The sequence below is a fragment of the Nostoc sp. genome, assembly GCF_036919675.1.
GTDB lineage: Bacteria > Cyanobacteriota > Cyanobacteriia > Cyanobacteriales > Nostocaceae > Nostoc.
The window spans coordinates 49,871-71,749 of record NZ_JBALCP010000057.1 but is presented as its reverse complement, the minus strand read 5'-3'; the positions used below and the strand labels follow the sequence as shown (position 1 = coordinate 71,749).

Annotated in this window: 20 protein-coding genes, 2 pseudogenes and 1 riboswitch; of the genes and pseudogenes, 9 read left to right on the top strand and 13 right to left on the bottom strand. The window is 44.8% G+C overall.

Going from position 1 to position 21,879, the window contains the following annotated elements:
* Window positions 1-109: 109 nt before the first annotated feature.
* The 6 genes from V7K49_RS11045 to V7K49_RS11020 all read right to left on the bottom strand — a co-directional run bounded on the left by V7K49_RS11045 (window position 110) and on the right by V7K49_RS11020 (window position 5,457).
* Window positions 110-541, bottom strand: coding sequence for a DUF1636 domain-containing protein (locus V7K49_RS11045; RefSeq protein WP_334873718.1), 432 nt, complete (start codon window positions 539-541; stop codon window positions 110-112).
* 830 nt (window positions 542-1,371) lie between these two features.
* Entirely contained in the window at window positions 1,372-2,592 is a 1,221-nt protein-coding gene (locus tag V7K49_RS11040; RefSeq protein WP_335205558.1) for a hypothetical protein, read from the bottom strand.
* Between the two features lie 38 nt (window positions 2,593-2,630).
* Window positions 2,631-2,822 carry a CbtB-domain containing protein gene (locus tag V7K49_RS11035; protein WP_334873712.1) on the bottom strand — a complete coding sequence of 64 codons (192 nt, stop codon included), beginning with the start codon at window positions 2,820-2,822 and terminating at the stop codon, window positions 2,631-2,633.
* 19 nt (window positions 2,823-2,841) lie between these two features.
* Window positions 2,842-3,030: riboswitch (cobalamin riboswitch) on the bottom strand.
* A gap of 83 nt (window positions 3,031-3,113) precedes the next feature.
* Complete coding sequence (locus V7K49_RS11030) at window positions 3,114-3,590, bottom strand: GlcG/HbpS family heme-binding protein (protein WP_335205557.1); 477 nt, start codon at window positions 3,588-3,590, stop codon at window positions 3,114-3,116.
* Between the two features lie 401 nt (window positions 3,591-3,991).
* Complete coding sequence (locus V7K49_RS11025) at window positions 3,992-4,624, bottom strand: response regulator transcription factor (protein ID WP_334873708.1); 633 nt, start codon at window positions 4,622-4,624, stop codon at window positions 3,992-3,994.
* Entirely contained in the window at window positions 4,621-5,457 is an 837-nt protein-coding gene (locus V7K49_RS11020) for a S1C family serine protease (RefSeq protein ID WP_334873706.1), read from the bottom strand. Before V7K49_RS11020 ends, V7K49_RS11025 begins: the two co-directional genes overlap by 4 nt.
* Window positions 5,458-5,534: 77 nt before the next feature.
* Between V7K49_RS11020 and V7K49_RS11015 the strand changes: the two genes are divergently transcribed.
* Entirely contained in the window at window positions 5,535-5,678 is a 144-nt protein-coding gene (locus V7K49_RS11015) for a hypothetical protein (protein WP_335205556.1), read from the top strand.
* A 193-nt stretch (window positions 5,679-5,871) separates the two neighbouring features.
* On the opposite strand, the gene V7K49_RS11010 is transcribed toward V7K49_RS11015, so the two are convergent.
* Window positions 5,872-6,783, bottom strand: a complete 912-nt coding sequence (locus V7K49_RS11010) for a S1C family serine protease (protein ID WP_335205555.1) — start codon at window positions 6,781-6,783, stop codon at window positions 5,872-5,874.
* A 221-nt stretch (window positions 6,784-7,004) separates the two neighbouring features.
* Window positions 7,005-7,844, bottom strand: coding sequence for a hypothetical protein (locus tag V7K49_RS11005; RefSeq protein WP_335205554.1), 840 nt, complete (start codon window positions 7,842-7,844; stop codon window positions 7,005-7,007).
* Between the two features lie 958 nt (window positions 7,845-8,802).
* On the opposite strand from V7K49_RS11005, the gene V7K49_RS11000 reads away from it, so the two are divergent.
* Window positions 8,803-9,672 (top strand): uroporphyrinogen-III synthase, encoded by an 870-nt coding sequence (locus tag V7K49_RS11000; protein ID WP_335205553.1) that lies wholly within the window; start codon window positions 8,803-8,805, stop codon window positions 9,670-9,672.
* 103 nt (window positions 9,673-9,775) lie between these two features.
* On the top strand, window positions 9,776-10,075 hold the full coding sequence (locus tag V7K49_RS10995) for a ferredoxin (protein ID WP_334873694.1): 300 nt from the start codon (window positions 9,776-9,778) through the stop codon (window positions 10,073-10,075).
* Window positions 10,076-10,316: 241 nt separating this feature from the next.
* Here V7K49_RS10995 and V7K49_RS10990 read toward each other — a convergent pair.
* Window positions 10,317-10,766 (bottom strand): annotated as a pseudogene (locus V7K49_RS10990) (Hsp20/alpha crystallin family protein).
* 467 nt (window positions 10,767-11,233) lie between these two features.
* On the opposite strand from V7K49_RS10990, the gene V7K49_RS10985 reads away from it, so the two are divergent.
* A complete protein-coding gene (locus V7K49_RS10985) occupies window positions 11,234-11,551 on the top strand; it encodes a DMT family transporter (protein ID WP_334873692.1) in 318 nt (105 codons plus the stop codon).
* A gap of 165 nt (window positions 11,552-11,716) precedes the next feature.
* Here V7K49_RS10985 and V7K49_RS10980 read toward each other — a convergent pair whose 3' ends face one another.
* Together V7K49_RS10980 and V7K49_RS10975 are read right to left on the bottom strand one after the other, a co-directional pair.
* A complete protein-coding gene (locus V7K49_RS10980; RefSeq protein WP_335205552.1) occupies window positions 11,717-12,136 on the bottom strand; it encodes a hypothetical protein in 420 nt (139 codons plus the stop codon).
* Between the two features lie 248 nt (window positions 12,137-12,384).
* On the bottom strand, window positions 12,385-13,008 hold the full coding sequence (locus V7K49_RS10975; protein ID WP_334873688.1) for a 4Fe-4S single cluster domain-containing protein: 624 nt from the start codon (window positions 13,006-13,008) through the stop codon (window positions 12,385-12,387).
* Window positions 13,009-13,201: 193 nt separating this feature from the next.
* Between V7K49_RS10975 and V7K49_RS10970 the strand changes: the two genes are divergently transcribed.
* Together V7K49_RS10970 and V7K49_RS10965 are read left to right on the top strand one after the other, a co-directional pair.
* The gene (locus V7K49_RS10970; protein WP_334873686.1) at window positions 13,202-14,395 is read left to right on the top strand and encodes an NAD(P)/FAD-dependent oxidoreductase; all 1,194 of its coding nucleotides are present in this window, start codon (window positions 13,202-13,204) and stop codon (window positions 14,393-14,395) included.
* Between the two features lie 463 nt (window positions 14,396-14,858).
* Entirely contained in the window at window positions 14,859-15,506 is a 648-nt protein-coding gene (locus V7K49_RS10965) for an HAD-IA family hydrolase (RefSeq protein WP_334873684.1), read from the top strand.
* Between the two features lie 68 nt (window positions 15,507-15,574).
* Here the strand turns inward: V7K49_RS10965 and V7K49_RS10960 are convergent, their stop codons facing one another.
* Both V7K49_RS10960 and V7K49_RS10955 read right to left on the bottom strand, forming a co-directional pair.
* A complete protein-coding gene (locus tag V7K49_RS10960; RefSeq protein WP_335205551.1) occupies window positions 15,575-16,834 on the bottom strand; it encodes a hypothetical protein in 1,260 nt (419 codons plus the stop codon).
* A gap of 38 nt (window positions 16,835-16,872) precedes the next feature.
* Window positions 16,873-17,373: a hypothetical protein gene (locus V7K49_RS10955; protein WP_335205550.1), complete on the bottom strand. Its 501-nt coding sequence runs from the start codon at window positions 17,371-17,373 to the stop codon at window positions 16,873-16,875.
* 200 nt (window positions 17,374-17,573) lie between these two features.
* Here V7K49_RS10955 and V7K49_RS10950 point away from each other — a divergent pair, with 200 nt between their 5' ends.
* The 3 genes and pseudogenes from V7K49_RS10950 to V7K49_RS10940 form a co-directional block, all read left to right on the top strand.
* Entirely contained in the window at window positions 17,574-18,434 is an 861-nt protein-coding gene (locus tag V7K49_RS10950) for a Tab2/Atab2 family RNA-binding protein (protein ID WP_334869221.1), read from the top strand.
* 252 nt (window positions 18,435-18,686) lie between these two features.
* Complete coding sequence (locus V7K49_RS10945) at window positions 18,687-20,000, top strand: TldD/PmbA family protein (RefSeq protein ID WP_335205549.1); 1,314 nt, start codon at window positions 18,687-18,689, stop codon at window positions 19,998-20,000.
* A 195-nt stretch (window positions 20,001-20,195) separates the two neighbouring features.
* Window positions 20,196-21,855, top strand: a pseudogene (locus V7K49_RS10940) (chloride channel protein); the annotation flags it as partial.
* Between the last annotated feature and the right edge of the window lie 24 nt (window positions 21,856-21,879).

Genomic DNA, 21,879 nt, shown 5'->3' with positions numbered 1-21,879 from the left:
TTTTGATCACAAATTTGTATGTAGATGAGTACTGGCCATTTTAGGTTTGAGGGAAATTTCAGATGTTGATCGACACCACCCAGCAAATCGCCGACAAGACGATTCATGATCAGGGAAAATGATTTCCAATGTCCGCTTCTGAAAGTTCTGTCGGCATAGGTGGAATCCGGGCGATCGCTCCGGCTTTGAGCAGTTCCGGGCGCTTGGCGTAGGGGAGTAAACCATCCGGCTTGGCGTGATACTGACTAGCACACTCAAGTACAGCAGTTGCTGTCTTCTCTACACCTTCAGCATCAGCAGGTAGATCGCCGAATAAGTAGGTGTGTTTGTTAAAAGAGACGAAAGCAATTGCACAAGCCTGGTCACAAACACCCATGCATTTAACGGGTTGAATCGAGAACTCGTCTTGCAATACCCAGTCATGATATAGGGTTTGTAATTTCTCTAGCAGCCGTTCACCGTCGCTTTTAGCAACATACTGTTTTGTCTGATCACTACTTCCACAGATTGTGCAGACGAATATAATGTGTTGATGATTCATAGATAAATTGCCGGGTTCAATTGGGAGCATCTCAATGAGTGTAAAAACACGCCCTAGCCCTGGCGAATGGAATTCGCAGCTATAGCGCTTCTCGTTTGTATGCAATCCACTTTGACCTCACTTGCATTCCTCTCTCCTAAAAGGAGGAGCCACTGCGTTGGGCGGCTGACTTGAAGCACGTGGCGTCAGAGGCTTTGAATCTTACCCCCCTTCCTTTGTAGGGAAGGGGCTGGGGGTTAGGTCTATATTGGACTTAACCGAGAAGCGCTATATACGAGACTTTACCCACCTCCGTGGGTTTCAAATTCCTTGAGTCTGCGTAGGCGACTGGCGTTAGCGACGTACCCCTGGAAGCAAGCTACGCGTAGCGTCTCCAAGAGTTGGAGCGTCACCCGGAAGGACTTCGTTTGTATTAGCCGCGATTTCTAATCGCCAGGTAATTTGCACCCGGTGAGATGCTCCCGGTTCAATTGATCATACTGTGTCTATAAAAATTCATGTCGAACACTCAATGGTATCCGACATGAATTTTAGGCAATCAGTCTGTGCGGTCATTGGGCAAAGAAACTAAATACAGCATTTCATTAATTCGTAGCGAATTAAATTTAGCAATACCCTGCATGGCCAATGCGTCGGCTTGCCTTGTTAATGCATCAGGATACATTGTTAATGCGTCGGCTTGCTTTGTTAATGCATCGGCTTGCCTTGTTAATGCGTCGGCTTGCCTTGTTAATGCATCTCAATGCAATGCCAATGCATTCCCCTGAATTAAAAACGCTACGCTTTTACGCAAAACTGTTTGATATAGCAATAACGCTGGTTGACATTGACTAAGAAACGCTACGCTTCCAAGTCATCCCACTACACGGAGTCTGCCGTTGTCGCAGCCACAGTCCCAGCAGCAAACCAATTACCACAATTCCGGTGAAGTAAGTCAGCGAAATCAACCGGACAGACATCGGCGGAGCGACACCTTCGACTGGAATATTCTCTGCAACTTGGAATGGCTGAAATTGCCGGGTTGCGTTTGCAAGCGGTGCAACCTCGACAACAATACTATGGGGGGCACCGTCAAAGAATTCCTGCTCCCACGCCAATTTTCCGTTGGTGTCTGGAGTCCCCTGATAAGCAAACGCCACCCAATTATTTTCGAGTTGGGTAGTTGTTACCTTCAACACTACATCTGTCACAGGTTGGCTGGTTGTGGGATCACTAACGCTGACCTGCAATTTTGCAGGTTGACCCACCGTTGCACTCTGGTCACCCGATAATTGCATATAAAGTCCTTGAGACTGCAATTTGGCGGGCTTACCAGAGGGCGGAACTTCTTCTCCCATGCCTGGCATTGACATATTATGATGGTGCGATTCGGCAAGTTCAGCGCTGATGTTGACCCAGAGGAGTGCAGCGATCGCTACTACAATCAATCCAGTTAACAACAATCGCACCTGTTGCGGGGCCATTTCTCCCGGTTGAATCGCTTGTCTGCCCCCAATCACCCAACCTCCTAATAGTCCAACTGCCAGCAAAATCACAACCAGGATGCCAAAGTAGCGAAACTTTAAGGGATTTTCAGGCAACGTCAGCGTCAGCTTTTGCTGAATCGGCTCAAACGCATTGGCAACGAGCGGAGTAACTGCTACCTGGAGTTGATACGTTCCCCGGATCGGCAGGGTTTGTTGAACCTGTAACTGACCTGTTGGTGCATTGCCCTCAATGTCCAGCAACTTTGTCCCCTCGACGATCGGAAAATCTGTTGTGAACCAGGGGTTTTTAGGATTGGTAAACAATTGCAAGTGGATTTTGGCATCCTTTAAAGATTGCCCTTGAGCATCTACAGCTTGCAGCATCAGCTGCACTGGCGGATTGTAGTGCCCTGATCCCAAAACTGTGGTGGCTTCAGCCTCAAGGGGTCGAACCTGATTAATCGGTGGATTTGTTGTTAGCCGCACCGATGGTTGAGGGGATTGGGCAAGTCCGATCCAACCATACAGGACAATTCCGATCATGCAAATCGCACCGATCAGCTTAGACCACTTAAGTTTTGTCATTTGATTTCTTCACTCCTGCTAATCATTGACTCAATCAACTAATGGCAACCCACCATCGCTGTGTGGTGACGCAGACTATGAGTCGTATCATGGATCGCAGGGTATGTAGTGAAATAAATTGTCCACAGAGTCAAAGAACACAGTGCAATATAGAGCGCTGATTGTACAGGTACTGATAGCACCCGACCGGCAACTTGTTGCTGAACTGAACTAGAAGATTGAACCGTCATTTTGTACCTCGCAGATCAGACGATATTAATTGATTCGGCAGGCATTCTGACTTCTCCAGTCAGCAGTGAGCAGTAAACAGTAAATAACTGAAAACAGATGACTGATAGCTGAAGTTTACAGTTGCGGGACAGCGGTAGAGTTTCACTACACTTTCCCTGTTTCCTCTAACGGTAAGCACCCGTCAGAACCGATTCGTGGACTAATCATACACGAACATGTAATATATTACAATAATTTCTAAAAAATATTTCAGTAAATCGAAAACTTTTTTCCTCAAGAGCGTAATGGTATTAGAAAGCTGCGACCGCTGCCTCAGCTACAGCTTGATCCTGTTCACCGCTACCACCACTTACTCCGATCGCACCAACTATCTGCTCATCACGTTGAAGTGGTATACCCCCGGCAAAGATCATGATTCGTCCTCCATTTGAGGCGTGAATACCATAAAATTGTTTTCCTGGTTGAGCATCCTCAGCAAGAGATTTGGTAGAGAGATCAAACGCACGAGCAGTAAATGCTTTGTTAATTGAGATATCGATACTTCCGATCCACGCTCCATCCATCCGAATATGAGCAACAAGATTCCCGCCAGCATCAACAACCGCAAGATTCATTGGTTGTCCGATTGCACGAGCCTTCGCTTCTCCAGCCGCTAGTATTCGTCGTGCGTCATCCAAAGATACAGAATGTTTGTCAGAAGTCATGGTAATTTTTTCAATCGAAGAAATTTGTGCCTTCAGGGGCGGGTCATCAATAAAGGATATCATGAGCAGAAATTCTCGGTGTACCCCTTCAAGACCGGGAAGACTTCAAGCGCTCCTTAGGAACGTGGATTAAATAAAATGCAAAACTTCATCCTCTATCTTGCTTCCCTCTCCTTTATAAGGCTACGGTGTATACACAAGTCTGAAATAGCTGATTAACCAAGGTTTTACCCCACCCTAACCCTCCCCTTATAAAGGGGAGGGAACCAAATTTCCTATTTCCCCCCTTATAAAGGGGGGATTAAGGGGGGTAATTCGACTTGTGTGTACACCGTAGCCTTTATAAGGAGAGGGATTGAGGGTGAGGTAAGTCAGGGACATAAATTGGATGTTATTTAATTCTTATTTTTTAGACGGGATCTTAGCTGATGATCAATTGCATTCAACTGATAATAGACTACAGATCAAAGCATAATCAAACCCAGTCGCACACCCACAGCAACAGCCTCAGTGCGGCTGGAGACACTGAGCTTTTGAAAAATGGATGAGAGATGAAATTTGACCGTATGCTCAGAAATGTGCAAACGTTTAGCGATCGCTTTATTCCCCAACCCTGACCCAAGCATTCCTAAAACCTCTATCTCTCGTGGTGTCAAGCTTTGTACAGGATTCGCCACCACTTTTTCCCGGATAGACAGTAATTCTACAGCATCCGGGTGCAGTACCACCAAACCAAAAGCGATCGCCTCCACAGCAGCGACAATTTCTGACTCTGTGCTACTACTGGGCAATATCCCCCGGATACCAGAACGTAATGCCGTCTCTAAGTCGATGCTGTCGAGTTCCTCAATAATAACGATCATTGCTAATGGGTATTGCTCCTCTTGAATAAGCAGCAATTTTTCCCACACCGATTGTTGAAAATTGCTGCTCAAATCTACCAGCACCACATCTGGTTGTAATTGCCCAACTTCCCTTGCCAATACATCCAAATCGGATGCACTCCCCACAACTGTCAGCCGAGGATTGGTAGTTACCACAGCTGATAACCCTGCCCGGACTACAGGGGAAGTGGCAACTACCATCACTCGGATCATGTCGCCTCCACAGCAGTTTTCCCAGCTTGCACGGCAACATAAATCACGAATTGCTGCCCACCGCGTAGGAGTTGTAGCGGCACAGATCCTTTACTGTCATGGAGATATTTGGGTAAGTCATTCATGCTAGTGAATAATCGCCCCGAAACTCCAATTAAAACATCGCCGATTTGCACACCAGCAGTTTCCGCTAGACTGTCAGGTAAAATTGACAACACCAATAAACCAAGGCTACGCCGATTTAAAAGCACAGGTTGCAGTGTGACTCCCAGTTGCGGACGACTATTGCCCTGTAAAAAACGCTCAACGGTTTTGCTGGGAACTGCCACAGCCAAACCATTAACAATCATGGTGTTAATTCCCACGACTCGGCCGAGACAGTCGGCAAGCGGCCCCCCAGAATTTCCAGGATACAGCCGCAAATCGGCCATAACAGCCCGCGGATTATTTGCATAGATAATCCCAGTTGTCACAGCACCACTATCAGCAAACGGATTACCCACCGCCAAGACTAATTCACCCACTCGTAACGCCTCAGAATTGCCAATGGTTGCAGCAATTAAATCAGTGGCGACAATTTTCAGGGCGGCTAAATCTTGCTGTGGATCAAATTGTGTCCGCACCGCATCAAATACCCTTCCATCTGCCAATTCCACAGTTGCGCGGTTGCTAGTTGCCACATGGGCATTAGTGATAATTAGTCCGTCAGGTTGCCAAATAACACCAGAACCGACTCCCAGAGAGCCGCTTTTCACTTTCACAGTGCGTAGGCGTAGCCTAGCAGCTACCTCTGTCAATTCAGCCGCGATGTTAGTTAATGTTGTGTTTGCCATGTTATACAATTTTTGAGCATGTCAAAGTAGAATCAGTGCGCTGACAATAGTTTTTAGTCGGGTTGGGATAATTGAGAATGCTGCAAGATATCAGTCAACCCAACTTTGGAAAGCAAATTCTGACAGTTCCGAGTTCAAAGCTTGAACGTTCCAGCAAAAAGGTGGAAGTTCCGAGTTCAAATGCTCAACGTTCGAGCAAAATGGTCGAAGTTCCGAGTTAAAAGGCTCAACGTTGGAGCAAAAAGGTGGAAGTTCCAAGTTCAGAAGCTCAACGTTCGAGTAAAAAGGTGGAAGTTTCGTGTTCAGAGGCTCAACGTTCGAGCAAAAAGGTAGAAGTTCCAAGTTCAGAAGCTCGAATGAATAGAAAATTGAGAAAATCTTGACAGAGCTAGTTAAACCCATCCCAAATTGGCATTATTCTTCCTTAGTAGGTCGTTCGCCAACTGCGATCGCTAACTCAACTAACACTCCACCCCGGACAACTTGCACATTGACAGCTTTACCAATGCGATCGCTACTATTGAGCAGCCCCAGTACATCACCTGTATCGCCCACAGTTACGCCATCGAACGTTACCAAAACATCGCCAAGCAGCACACCTGCATTGTCAGCAGGCCCAGAAGGCTCAACATTAACGACAATTACCCCAGTTGCAGAAGTTAAATTAAGAGCAGTTTTCAGATTCTTTGGTAAACGTACAGGTTGCATTCCCACACCCAAGTAGCCTTTTGAAATGCGTCCTTTTGCTACTAATTGGTCAACCACGCGATCGACTGTAGCAGTGGGAATAGTCAGAGCAGTACCACGCCGCCCCGATGTATTCATTCCTACCACAAAACCCGCAGCATCTACGAGCGGCCCACCTGCAAAGCCAGAGTAAAGGGTGATGTCTGGGCGGATGAATTGGTCAATATTTCCGCCACTCATACTCCGCCAACTACCGCTAATCACACTCACCGCACCCATCGCCGCCCTTAAGTCACCTTCGCTACCTCTTGCCAGTCCTAACACCAGATGACCAACTTTGAGTGTTTTGGCATCGCCAACTTTTGCTACAGGTATTTCGACATTTTCTAGTTTAAAAACAGCAATATCGGTGCTAGAGTCATGACCAACGAGTGTTACTGGTGCAGTGCTTCCATTTGATAAGGTGATAGTGATGTCGTCATAGCGCTGGAGAGACTCATCAGAGGTAACAATGATGCCATGACGCCAGTGAATGCCACTTGGGGAAACACGAGTACCCCCATTCACTGCAACCACAGCACTCCCAGCTTGTTCTGCGGTGTCGGCTAAACTGTTGGACAAAGCCACTAATGAAGACATAAGATTTATCCACAAACGTTCTTAGATATTCATATCGTGCCGTTTTGTACGCATAGATGGCATCGGACAAATGGGGAGAATTCACCCTAGAAAAATGGCTAGGATTTATATAAGCTTTTTGGCGTTGCTGAATCAAGATATAAATAATTTTGTGCAATACAAATGGATGAACCAGAATCTGCAAGGCATTATCACTTTGAATCTACCGCTTTCACAAAGAGCTACTTTTTTGCCTTCAGTAAGACAGCCATCCCGTCATAATCGCCGGTCGTAATCTTTGGGTTATTCACGATCGCATTATCTAAGTTCAGATACCCGTTTATCTGGTACTCTGTTTTTATATTAATGTTCTTGGCAAAATCATCCCGCGCCTGATTGAAGGAGACGAACTGGTGCTTAATTTTTGAAAACGGCATCACTTTCTCACGGCTGAATGCGCCGATGAAAATATACGCCCCTTTGTAACGATAAGGTCCGAAGATCCTGCCATGATTATTGTTGAAGATATATAGCTCGTTTGAAAAAGCATGATCTTGAGTTTGCGGGACTTGTGCTTGAAGTTGCTCGTCGATGTATCCCCAATAACCACTTGAGTGCCCTTCACGACTGGGATAACCCGCTGCCGTACAAGCCGCGATGAGTCGATTCTTGGCTTCTTCGGGCGAATTTGCCACTGGATCGACAATGATCATATTGATCGGCTCCCTCAGGGTCTTCCCCTGGTAGATTTCACCCAACCAGTCAGCCGGTGTGAAATCCGGATTGAGCATCCATTTGCCGATTTCGGGGAGAACCGTGGGCTGTACCACCTCATCAGGCTTGGGTCGGAAGTTGGCAACAAGTTTTTCACTTATCGACTTACCAGTGTCAGTCTTTTGAGGGTTGGACGCTTGGTGGGCTGAGGCGATCCGGGAAGAGATAGCTACCGTGAGTACCAACAAAGAGGCAAACCCAAGCAAAGTAGTTTTTACGCCGGTCACTGAAATGATGCCGCCATGATTTCGTTTGTGGATAGGATCAGACGAGCGAGGCGATACAGCAGGAACTTTTGGTTTTGACAAGTTAAAGAAGTTCATTGACGAATTAAAGAAGTCCCTTATTATGTTTAATCGACACCCCAAGAATCATTGGGACACAACCTCAGCATTTGCATAAAGTCGAGCTTGGTACATTACCTTGCGGAAAATCAGCGTAAGTTGAAGCCGCGACAACCTTTAATTCACTTTTGCTTCGATAGTTCCTAAGTTAGAGTTTAATCGAGAAGAACTCGATGTCAACAATTAATCAAACAACATGATTTAATCCAAGGATTAACTTGTTATCACTGGTGGCCTCTCACCCGGACAGTCTAATTAGAAGTATTCATCCGCACTTGATATAAAACCTCATTTCCAGCCAGAGGCTGAAAATGCTATTCAATTGCGGTGCCGCTAGTCTTGAGGCAGCAGCCCCCTATTAGGCATTCCCAGTTGGAGACTTCTTTTCGAGACAATCCCTAAAAGCTTGTTTTAGACAGGCTTTTGCCTTAAATTGACACCTATGCACCAATCCGCTTGGGTTAAGGTTAAAACTCTTTATTAAAGTCAATTTTTTTAACGTAGACGCAAAGCGGTGAAGCAGCGCGGTCTTCTCACATTGGGAGAGGCTAGCACCTGCCGTAGGATGCCCGTTCGCGTAGCGTCTCCTTTAGGAGAAGGGCTGTAGGGGGTTTCCCCCATGAGCGACTGCTGTTAGCGCAGCGTTAGCGATAGCGTAGCGTTAGCGAGGAACGAGCCGAGCATCACTTCCCGCAGGGTACCGCAGAGGCACCGAGAACACAGAGAGAAGGAAAAAATGCTTAACTGAACTGTATTGACCTATGCACAGCTGTGCGCCCCTACTACACGTTTGACTTGTAACGATTTTGGTAAATTTGCTTGCATTGGGATGCTCCCTATCCAAATGAGAGATGTTAGCGTACCTGATCGAAAACCGCTATAAATTCAGCAACGCCCATTCTAAGGTAGGAATAGCAATGAAATGAAAGACGAACAAATGCACACTCAATCAACACAAATCGACCTGCTCACTCCATCTAGAGAATTACCTCTATATGGCAAGAGAATTTTAGTAACAGCACCGAGAAATTATGCTTATAGGTTATCTGAACAAATCATCAAACAAGGTGGTCTACCTGTTCTCATGCCTACTATCGAAACCTGCTATTTATCAAACTACACTAAGTTAGATGCCGCTCTAAACCACATAGGTGAATTTGATTGGATTGTCTTCACCAGTAGAAATGGTATCACTGCATTTTTTCAGCGGATGAATGATTTAAATATTCCCGTATCTGTGGTACAAAAATGTCAATTATGTGCTTTAGGAGAAGACGCAGAAAGCTTATCATCTTTTTGTGGCAAAGTAGATTTAATCCCCACAGAATCTAGCCCAGCCGGAATTGTAGCAGAACTCGCGAAACTTCCGCAAATTCATGAGAAAAAAGTGCTGATACCCGCTCCAGAAGTTGTTGGTTTGCCTGAACCTGATGTTGTACCCAATTTAATTACGGATTTGCAGAAATTGGGTATAAAAGTAACTCCTGTACCCACTTATATTACACAGGGTTTAGACGCAAGTATCTACAGTATTGAATTAAACTTGATGCGTCAAGGAATGATCGATGTAATAGCCTTTAGTAGCACGGCGGAAGTAGAAAGCTTTTTGACAATGGTCAACTCGCAAAGCGATTATGAACGTTGTATTATTGCATGTTTTGGCCCTTATACAACTGCCAATGCCCAAAAGTTGGGTGTGGATGTCTCTATTGTGTCCAAAGATTATAGTTCATTTGAAGGATTTGCTGAAGCGATCGCAACATTTTTTACTCTCACTTCCAGTTCACACTAAGCCCTTGGTGATGTAGAGTAATCAACTACATTTAACTCTAGACTAGCTGCACATAAACCCGTAGTATCGAACATAGAGTTTAGATTTAGCTAGGAATTTTGACATGGCAACTTACAAGGTCACATTACGTACCCCAGATGGAGAAAAAACAATTGACGTTCCTGATGATGAGTACATCCTAGAGATCGCTAACGAGGAAAATGGGCTGGACTTGCCCTATTCCTGTAACGCTGGTTCTTGCTCTACCTGCACCGGAAAGCTGATTTCAGGTACAATTGACCAATCAGATCAGAACTTCTTAGACAACGATCAAATGGACGAGGGATGGGTTCTCACCTGCGTTGCCTATGCCACTTCTGACTGCGTTATCGAAACCAATCAAGAAGAAGCGCTTAACGCTTAACTAATAGATGTGGATTTAATAAAGAGCAAGTTTTGTCGGGTGCGTTAGAACATTCACCCTAGCGCACTTCAAATCTGAGGTGGTGTCGTACTCTCAGCGATAACACACTCTACTAGATTTAAAATTTTGCACTTTTGTAATAAATCTGTATAGGCTGAGTAATTCACATTAAAAAGCGCTCTCCAAAAGGGGAGCGCTTTTTATTTAGTTTCATAGATAACTAGCAGATATCAAGCGGAAATTAGCCAGATGATGCTAGATTAACTTTGACAACTTTATTCTTTTCTTCTTCAGCTTTGGGTAGCGTCAGGTTCAAGATGCCATCTTTATAATCTGCCGTGACGTTGGTATTTTGAATCCGAGCAGGTAAAGGAATTACACGTTGGAATTTACCATAATGGAATTCGCTTTTGATCACACCTTTATCTTCAGATTTCGTTTCAGACTTTCGCTCACCACTAAGGTATACAGCATTTTCTGTAACTTGCAAATCCAGGTCTTTAGCTTCAATTCCCGGAAGTTATAGTTTTAGATGAATTGCATCTTCAGTTTCTTTTAACTCAGCAGCGGGAACTCTGGATAAACCTCTATCTAAAAATGCAGTTGGCAAAGTATCTTCATCAAATAAGCGATTGATTTGGCGTTGTATTGTGTTAAATTCTTGCCAAGGGTTCCAACGAACTAATGTCATATCTCTACCTCGGATAATCAGTATCTTTACTGTCCAACTAATTGAGGATTTGATTCCTTGCTTTGTTTTCATAGTATTGAAAAAGGAAAGTGGTGTAAATTCGGTTTTTCTCACCTGATTTGGGAAGATTGCGAACCAGAAATTTCCTTAATAAAAAGTCCGATAATTTCAAATAGTGTGTTTTCGATGAACTCTACAAAAGTAGACTTGAAATATAGCAATTCTATTTAAAACATCGGTACGAGCATCACCTGTACCCCTACTCTTAAAGCTTGTATGTGTAGTGTATCCTACAAATTTTTAGTATATTCATGCGATTAATGATAATAATTTAACTTTTGACTTTTGACTTTTGACTTTTGACTTCCCTGTTAGCGTAGCGTCTCCAAGAGTTGGGGCTGACCTCTTGTATTTTTTTAATTTCACAGAGATAATAAGAGATTCCTAACAAACTGCTGATAACAGATATGTCAACAAGTTGGATTTACCTTATTGCAGCAATCCTTTTTGAGGTTTCAGGCACAACTTGCATGAAGTTATCGCAAGGATTTACTAGAATACTCCCTTCGGTATTAATATTTGTCTTCTATGGACTTTGTTTTACTTTTTTGACCTTTGCTCTCAAGAGACTTGAAGTGAGTGTGGCTTATTCTGTCTGGGCTGGATTGGGAACTATCCTAATTGCTATCATTGGTATTATCTGGTTTCGGGAATCTGCCACATTGATGAAACTTATGTCAATCGCCTTAATAATCATCGGGGTAATTGGCATAAATGCAAGTTGATGGGGATAGGAATTAGGCGGCTCATGTTTCATCGGGTTTACTAAAACATCCCACTACAAAACCCACTTTAGTGCATGTGAAAATTAAGTAGTGGGAAAGTTTTAACATATTCAATTCTTGGTGCTGGTCAGCCACCGCCAAACTTCACTTAGTTGAAGCTACTAGCTAGTAGCGATCGCGTTTCAAGTCGTAAATCACTTTCTCCAAATACCAGTCCAACGACCTCCCTGGATTCAGCTTTTGTTGGTGTTTGAGTAATCTGGTGGCAATGTTTCCGTTACCAGAAAGTAAAGCAAGCAGTTCGTTTTGTAGATTTTTGCTTGCAGCACCTGGAAGATAGTCTACCTCTGGTGCATCTGACTGTACTTCTGCCCTGTTGAGTTCTATCTGACTTTGTAATTGCAACTCTTTCTGGCGTGTTCGAGCCATTAGCTTCTCCAGTTCGGACTGCTTCTGGAGTAGTTCTTTCATTTGCTTGTCCAGTTGGCGCTTTGTCTCCACTAATACGGCTTTTTTATTGTCTAGTTGGGACTGGATCTGGCGTACTTCTAGTAATTTTTTCTTTAAATCTGTTAAGGTTTGCATGAGATTGGATTGAGCCGGTTGTCAATCTACCATGCAGGAATTCTCCACCTAAAAGCATCGGAGAATCCCCGCATTTGTTTTTGAATTGGCTATCTGGGCGATTAGCAGTGATATCACCCCTGATAAAGTTGCACTCTGGATCGGCGATACCGTTCAGATCGTCTTGCAACACTACTGTCATCCAGAAGTAGTTAACGCTGAATTGCCTGATTTTTTGCTGCTACTCGATTGCTACTTAAAAATTACTTTTAAGTCAACTCCAGCCCACCTTGATAGCCAGTGACAATGCGGCCACCATCCTTGAGGATGTGGACTTCTATCTGGTCGCTGGCCCAGGTAATCTGGTCTTGGAAAGCTGGGTTTAACACACGAACCCGTTGATTGCTGGAAGAAACTGGAGAGTTAGGAGAATTAATTGCTAGAGATTGGACAAAAGGGCCGTCAATCAGGATATCGAGTTGTTCTAACAATGCTTGGGAACCTGGCGGCGCAGATTGGGACTGTAGTTGCTTAAGAGTAAACCCAGAAAAAGACATTACATTTAACCCAGCAGCTTTTACCTGACGAGCTAAAGACGCCAGTGCAGTTGCTTGCCAAAAGGGTTCTCCACCAGAGAACGTTACACCCGTGTTGCGAGAATTGCTGAGAATGTTCTCGGCAAGGGTATCAACAGCAATCAATTGGTTAGCTTCAAATGACCAAGAGTCAGTATTAAAGCAGCCAGGACACTCACGAAGACAACCTTGTACCCAGACGACTGCACGACAACCAGGGCCATTAACTTCTGACTGATCAACGTAACCCATAATGTTGAGATAGCCAGAGGGAATTTCCATGAGTGCTAGCGATGGGTCAGTTGGCTTAATTTCCATCTCTTTAACTCCTTTTAGCCGTTGCCTGTTAACCGTTAACTATAGCGAATCTCCAATTAGATAATTGCGACAAGTGGACTGAAACTAATGACTAATCTCTCAAAAACTTTAGGGGATTTTGAAAAGTCCGCTTTAACTGACTAGACTGAAGTTAGTTGCCCAGCTAGCATTGACCGTCTCATACATAGAATCGATGACTCAACAAACTTCTAGAATTTGTATCCTTGGCGGAGGCTTTGGTGGCCTCTACACAGCCTTGCGCTTAAGCCAGTTACCTTGGGAATCTACGCAAAAACCCGAAATTGTTCTGGTAGATCAAAGCGATCGCTTCCTATTTTCTCCTTTACTTTACGAATTACTGACTGGTGAACTGCAAACCTGGGAAATTGCCCCACCCTTTGAAGAACTTTTAGAAGGCACAGGAGTGCGTTTTTATCAAGGGCTTGTCTCTGAAATTGACATCGACGAGCGACGGGTAAATGTACATGAAGGGCCAGAAATCCCTTACGATCGCTTAGTGCTGGCGCTAGGAGGTGAGACACCGCTAGATTTAGTCCCTGGTGCAGCAGCTTACGCCTACACATTCCGTACAATCTCTGATGCCTATCGTTTGGAAGAACGCCTGCGATTTTTAGAAGAATCCGATGCTGATAAAATTCGGGTAGCGATCGTTGGGGCTGGCTACAGTGGTGTAGAGTTAGCTTGTAAGTTAGCCGACAGACTAGGTGAAAGAGGACGCTTTCGGATCATTGAAATCGCTGACCAAATTTTGCGAACTTCTCCAGAGTTTAACCGGGAAGCAGCAAAAAAAGCTTTAGAAGCGCGTGGCGTATTTCTTGATTTAGAAACCAAAGTCGAATCAATAGAGCAAAATACCATTTCTCTAGAGTACAAAAACCAGTTAGACATAATTCCTGTGGATTTGGTAATTTGGACTGTGGGAACCAGGGTTGCGCCCGTAGTCAAATCTCTTCCCCTCAAGCAAAATCAGCGTGGTCAAATCAGCACTACATCCAATCTGCAAGTCCTCGATCATCCAGAAATCTTTGCCTTGGGAGATTTAGCAGACTCTCATGATGCTGAAGGACAGCAAGTCCCCGCCACCGCACAAGCGGCTTTTCAACAAGCTGATTATACTGCTTGGAATATCTGGGCAACTCTGACTAATCGCCCCCTTCTTCCCTTCCACTACCAACAGTTAGGAGAAATGATGGCACTAGGAATAGACAACGCCACTCTCACTGGTTTGGGAATTAAACTAGATGGGCGCTTGGCATCCGTCGCCCGGCGGATTGCCTATTTATATAGATTGCCAACTTTAGACCATCAACTCAAAGTTGGTTTTAATTGGCTAGTCCGTCCGATCATAGAAACACTTTCTCGGTAACTTTAAGGTTGGGCATGGGGCATTGGGCATTGGGCATGGGGCACTTGTACTGAGCATCTCGGCTTGCTTCTCTTCGAGAGGCTGCGCCAACGACTGCGCCCTTCGACGCCGCTCAGGCTAAACTCACCACAAGTCGCTCGATGGAGCCGGCCTCGTAAAGCCTGCGGCATAGCTACGCTTAGGGCGCAGCCTCTCCAAGAGTTGTATTGGGCATGGGGCAAAACAGTTCCTCTTTTCCGAGGTTCCCAGTTCTGAGTAAAAAAGTGAGATTCCCCACTTAGCACGGGCTAAACCATAGCTATCCGCTAACAGCACTCCTGAGGGGCGTTGGTAAAGAACCAAGACATTTGTGATGATTTGCTTTATTTGCGCCAACCTACTTAGCAGATGTTAAACTGCTAGCCACAGAAGCTCTCTAGCAAGCCAAAATCTAAAATTCAACATTCAAAATCTTCAAACTTTGATGGAACAACCGAAAGTTATTTTGTTAGATGCTGTGGGCACACTCTTCGACGTTAAAGGCAGTGTGGGCGAAGTTTATGGTCAGATAGCCCAGGATTTTGGCGTTACAGTTTCAGCCGAAAGATTGAATACAGCCTTCATCAAAAGCTTTAAAGCCGCGCCGCCGCCGATATTTCTAGATGCAGAACTGCAAGATATTCCCCAGCGCGAGTTTGATTGGTGGCGGATAATTGCCTTGAACACTTTTGAAAGTGCTGGTGTTCTCAAGCAATTTTCTGACTTTTCGGCTTTTTTTAGCGAACTTTACATCCACTTTGGCACAGGGGAACCGTGGTTTATCTATCCTGATGTCTTACCAGCTTTGATCAACTGGCGGCGGTTGGGAGTTACTTTGGGGGTGCTGTCCAATTTCGATTCTCGGATTTACTCAGTATTGCAAAGTTTGGGATTGAGAGAGTTTTTTTCCTCCGTTACCATTTCTACCCAGGTACGTGCAGCTAAACCCGATCCTCAAATTTTTGCCATTGCCTTAGACAAACATAAATGTTCCCCAGAGGCAGCATGGCATATTGGCGATAGCATCATAGAAGACTACCACGGAGCTAAAGCAGCTGGACTCAGAGGCGTTTGGATCAACCGTGGAAAATGAGGGGATACTTTCAATTCAGCAACGCCAAATTTTTAAAGTGGAATCCCAGGGTGTATCAGTCAACAATTTCAAGCACATTTGTTTAAAAACTGTTTGGCAACAATTGGACTCCAAAGCACAAGCAACACAACTCCAGAACCTAAAATCAAGAACTGAATCTTGTTTGCAAGTCTTTGTTCGGTGTAGACGGAATTATTAACCTGCGTCCAGGGTACTAAAGTTTTGCCCCAAACCAAAAAATCATCAATTACTAGCAATAACCCCAAAGCATAGGACTTTTCCTCACCCCATACTAGCGGTAATCCCAAAATTTCAATGATAGCGAGCGTACTCTCAAACAACTGAGTATCTTGATAAGCATGTGCTGGAGCAATGCTGACAATTGTACTGGTTGGGGCAATGCCAAAGATAAGTGGCCCAGAGTCAACATCTGCGTGGCCATCAACGTTGACGGGATACTCCCTCACGGGGAAAAAGCCTAAGACTGAGGGAACAAACTGTTTGCGAAACTGAGCATACTGCTGTTTTGCAAACTTTGAATCTAATTCTAGTAGAAACGGCAAAAGATAGACTTGACTGGTACCTCGTGCGCCAATCTTAATTTCACCAGTCACAGCGTCAATTTTGTGAGGAATTAAATTTGTTTGTGGATCAAGATGCTGGCGAGTATAGCTAACCCAACGCTGAATTACTGGCTGATAATTACTATCAAACAATTCATCGTGCAAAGCTAAAGATGCTAAAGCTACGGTTTGGTCACAAGGCCAAGCTTGTCCGGGATAAGCATCAATGGTTACAGTGGGACTTTTTGTAAACGCTTGGGCTAACTCTTGAGATTGGGCACGAAATTGAGTAATATCTTGGAGCGAGCGCTCTTTTGGTGACTGAATTTTTAATAGTCCACCCAACAACCGATTACTCCAACCTAAATAAAAGACGCCATTGGCAACTTGGGTATCTGCTGTAAAAGGTGCGCGTCCTTCGGGTGTATCTACTTGAGATAAAACCCAACGCACCTCTTGAATTGCTTGTTGGCGAAGAGGTTCGGACTTTGAAGACAAAGCAACATTCACCCAACTGTAACCATAGACTATATGGCTAAAAAACCATCCTTCTGGGAAAAACGCCTGCATCGTTTTTCCTTCACCTGCATTTAACCGTCGTTTGATGTTCTTTAATTGCATTAGTGCATCAGGACTAAGTTGTCCAGGTGCATAATCTTTGGCTGACACTGTTAACAGGCAAAAATTAACTCGGAGTACAAATAAACTTATAGCAATAGTTAAGAAGACATAAGTCCAATAGCCAAATTTCTGCAATCTACTCATATTAATTATCTATAACAGATTATTTATACTGTAATTTCTCAAACTGTCATGAGAAATAAGGGAGATGGTGAAGAGTTAGGGACTTGCAAGTAAAAAAATATCCCATCCCTGCGGGACGCTACACGAACGCTTTTATGGCAGGGGAGCAGAGGGCACTTAGCTGGGGGATGGAACATCGTTTTTATTCCAGAAATTGGATAATTTATTTTTTGGAGTTCCCTTAGAACTTGAAGCATCCACCTCAGAGACTCATTCATCCACCTCAGATACTCATTCATCCACCTCAGATACTCATTCATCCACCTCAGAGACTCATTCATCCACCTCAGAGACTCATTCATCCACCTCAGAGACTCATTCATCCACCTCAAAGACTCGTTCATCCACCTCAAAGACTCGTTCATCCACCTCAGAGACTCATTCATCCACCTCAAAGACTCATTCATCCACCTCAAAGACTCATTCATCCACCTCAGATACTCAAAATCCCCATTCCCAATGCCCAATTCCCAATACTTCTCTACGAGAGGCTGCGCCAACGGCTTACCTCGGCTCCGGTTCCATCGAGCGAAGTCGAGATGCTCGGCACAAGTCGCCCTTCTCTACGAGAGGCTGCGCCAACGGCTACGCTCAGGACAAGCTCAGTACAAGTGCCCAATGCCTAATGCCCAATGCTGCCCTAACACTCGTATGATCAAAATATCAGGAAAACATAACAGCCAGATTTTTACCGCAAAACATGGGCAGTATTTGGGAAATCGATTTTTACTCCCGTCCAATATTGGACGCTAATCAGAAAAAAATTTGGGAAGTCTTAGTCTGCGAAAGTCCCTTGGATATCAGCACAAAAGCAGATTCTTTGTTTCGCTATGCTGAATATTGTCCTAGTACCCAGGTAAATTCGGGCTGGTTGCGGACAGCATTACAGGAGGCTATTAACCAAGCTGGAAAAGCACCAATTAAAATCCGCTTTTTCCGCCGCCAAATGAACAACATGATTACTAAAGCTTGCCAAGACTTGGGCATTCCCGCCCAGCCTAGCCGCCGCACTTTGGTTCTTAACCAATGGTTAGAACAGCGGATGGAAGAAGTGTATCCTCAAGAACCAGGGTATCAGGGGGGGACTAATCCCTCAGTCCGCTTAGAAAAACCTTTGCCGCAACGTTTACCAGATGCTTTGGAAGGACAGCAGTGGGTATTTGTTACCTTAGATGCTGCGGATTTTGCAGATATGCCAGAGTGGGAGATTGGCTTTGGTGAAGCTTTCCCCCTAGAGTTGGCGCAAGTTCCACCCGAAGCCCGTATTCCTGGGATTTTGATTTTCTCATCTAGAGCGTTGCCCTTGGCAGGCTGGATGTCTGGTTTGGAGTTGGCTTTCTTAAAATTTGACAGCAGCGAAGAGGCGAGATTGCTTTTAGAAACTGGTGTAACTGAAAGCTGGATTGTGGCAAATATCAAAAAACCTCAAATCTTAGCAGAAGCCAAAGGTTTTGAAGAAGCCAAGCAAAAAGCTAACGGGGTGCATTTCCTCGGTGTCCAGTCTGATCCCAAAGCAGAATCTTTTGCTGGTTTTTGGCTGTTGCAAGAGGTTAACCTCTGAAAATGGGGAATGGGCAGGAATGACTAATGACTAATGACTGAAAATAGCGATCGCTAAGATCCGTCAAGACATGGCGATGATTTGGGATAATTAACTGCGTCCATCAGCGTTGCTCTGCGGTTCCAAATCGCAACTGCAAAGACACGCTGATGATTTTTTGATAATTATCTGCGTCCATCAGCAAAAAGTGCGATCGCACTTTCAAGAGACAGTGTTGATATGCGGTTCAAAATCCACAATGCACTAAGGGTCATGGTTTCTGAAAATTTGTCACAAGATACACTAGCCGAACAGTTGCTGGAACTAGCGATAAAATCTGGAGCCGAAGCTGCTGAGGTGTATCAGTCGCGATCGCTTTCTCGTCCAGTGTTTTTTGAGGCAAACCGACTCAAACAGCTAGAAATTAACCAATCTGAAGGCACAGCATTGCGGCTTTGGCGAAACGGGCGTCCGGGACTCACGGTGGCTTACGGTTCTGTCCTCGCCGAAGTAATGGTAGAAAAAGCTCTGGCACTAAGTCAACTAAATCAACCAGAAACAGTAGAATTAGGCTCTAACTTTCAACCCTCCTACCCAGATTTAGGGGAAAGTGTGCCGATAGAGATTTTGGTAGACTGGGGCAAAGAAGCGATCGCACTCATCCGTGATGCCAATGCCGATGTTGTATGCAATGGTGACTGGGAATGTGATGTTGAAACCACCAGACTAATCAATACCAAAGGTTTAGATTGTCACTACACTGACACTACCCTCAGCTGCTATGTATCAGCAGAATGGGTGCGTGGCGATGATTTTCTGAATGTTTCCGATGGACAAACTCAGCGAGGGGAACTCCACCCTGAGAGATTAGCTAATCAAATTTTACAACGGTTAATTTGGTCCAGAGAAAATATCTCACCTCCGACTGGTCGCGTCCCGATTTTGTTCACTTCTAAAGCTGCGGATATGCTTTGGAGTACTGTGCAAGAAGCTTTGAATGGTAAGCGAGTTTTAGAAGTAGCTTCGCCTTGGGCAGAACGTTTGGGGAAGCAAGTAGTTGCATCCAGCCTCACCCTCTACCAAGATCCAGAAGCCGGCCCTTACAGTTGTCCTTTCGATGATGAAGGCACTCCGACTCAATCTTTAGTATTTATTCAAAACGGGACTTTGCAGCATTTTTATGGCGATCGCACCACCGGAGTCCAACTGGGTACTGACACCACTGGAAATGGTTTTCGCCCTGGTTTAGGTAGCTATCCCACTCCTGGTTTATTTAATTTTCTCATCCAGCCAGGTTCGGCATCACTACCAGATTTAATTAAACAACTAGATGATGGCTTGATTGTGGATCAAATGCTGGGTGGTGGCGGCAGTATTTCTGGAGATTTTTCAATCAACGTTGATTTAGGCTACCGCGTGCAAAATGGTCACGTCATTGGGCGCGTTAAAGATACGATGGTTGCAGGTAATGTCTACACAGCCCTGAAGCAATTGGTTGCACTGGGCAACGATGCTGATTGGAATGGTTCTTGTTATACTCCATCTCTGATAGTAGAAGGGCTATCCACCACGGGGAGAAGCAATTAAATAATTCGTAATGACGCTACGCTAACGTAATACTCGCCAGAGGCGAGAAGCAAGCTACGTAATTCGTAATTGAAGACAGTATTTGTGTAGTCCAATACACTTGGGTTAAGGCTTTATCCTCCTTTTTCTTGCTTAAAAATGAGGGGATTAAGAGACTTGTAAGCCGAAGTCCAAAATCTAAAATCCAAAATTGGTATGAATCAGCACTTTTGCACCTGGTGGCAGCCTAGAAGAGGTTTAGCGATCGCCGAAGCTTGTGTGATCGGTCTGGTTGCTGCCCTATCTGCGGTGTTCCTGAAAGTGGGATCAGGATTGCTGGGGACATGGCGAGTCCATAGTACCCACCTGTTACCAGCATGGCTAGCACTACCGGCAATTGGTCTTATTTTGGGGTTTGTAGCTGGATGGTTGGTGGAAAGGTTGGCACCAGAGGCTTCTGGTAGCGGTATTCCGCAAGTCAAAGCAACTCTAGCCAATGTGCCTGTGACAATTCTCGATCCCAGAAATTCCCTTTTTCCTGCTATTGGGTATTTTGGCAGGGTTGTTGGGTGCATTGTTTAATCGCGGCTTAATATTTAGTATTAAATTCTATAGAAAATTACACATTAGCTTACCACTGCGGGTAGCTTTAGCTGGATTTACCTCTGGTGTGATCGTGGCAATGCTCCCGGCATCCTTTCGTGATAATACGGGATTACGGGAGTCCTTAATTACTGAAGGTTCCCATCCTACCGTAGCAGCGATCGCCTTTGGGGCCCAGTTCATCCTCACACTGATAGCATTTGGTTCAGGAGCGCCGGGGGGATTATTTGCTCCCAGTCTGATTTTGGGTTCTTGTTTAGGACACATCATCGGTGTATCTGAGTTATATATCACCGGAGTGGGTTCTCCTACTACTTACGCGTTAGCGGGTATGGGTGGATTTTTTAGCGCCGTTTCCAAAGTGCCAATCACAGCAATTGTGATTGTGTTCGAGATGACTACAGATTTCAATCTGGTGCTACCTTTGATGATTGTTTGTGTAGCAGCTTATCTGGTTGCGGATAAGGTAGTGCCTGGTTCGCTTTATGAGAAACTTTTGGAGTTAAAGGGCATCACTCTCGCTAAAGAAGTTCCTATAGAGGGGGCATTAACTAAGTAAAAGATGTAATGCAAAAACGGGTGGAAACTCTAGATGCAGAGATGAGCTTGGAAGAAGCAATGCAGTCCTTAGCCTGTTCCCATCATCGCGGTTTCCCGGTGGTAGAAGATAGCAAGTTAGTAGGAATTGTGACGCAAACAGATTTGCTGAAAATCCGCGAGAGTGCAAACCACACGCTTGGCGAACGTAATCTAACCGATATTTTCCTAAAAGAAATAATGACGCCTGTGCCGATGACAGTAACACCAATTCACACCTTGGGGAACGTACTGTATTTACTCGATCGCTATCAAATCAGTCGCTTACCAGTGGTGGACGGACGAAAACTAATTGGGATTATTACCCGTGCAGATATTATTCGGGCACAAGCAGATCATCTCAATTGTGAAAACGGGACTTTTAAACTGCGACCAGAACCTTCATATGTAGTTTACCAAACGCGATCGCCCAGCACCGGCACTGGTAGATTATTAGTGCCAGTAGCTAATCCCGAAACAGCGGCTATTTTATTACAAATGGCAGCAGCTATTGCCCGCGATCGCCATTATGAAATAGAGTGTGTGCAAGTAATGCTGGTGTCGCGCCACAGTTCCCCATCAGAAATCACAGGTAAGAACGGCAAAAAGTCGCCGCTTGCTACGACAGGCGGAAGTCTTAGCAAAAAAATGGCAAATTCCCCTGCACACGCAGATTCGAGTTACTCACGATGTATCGGCTCAATAAATAGGGGGAGCCAAG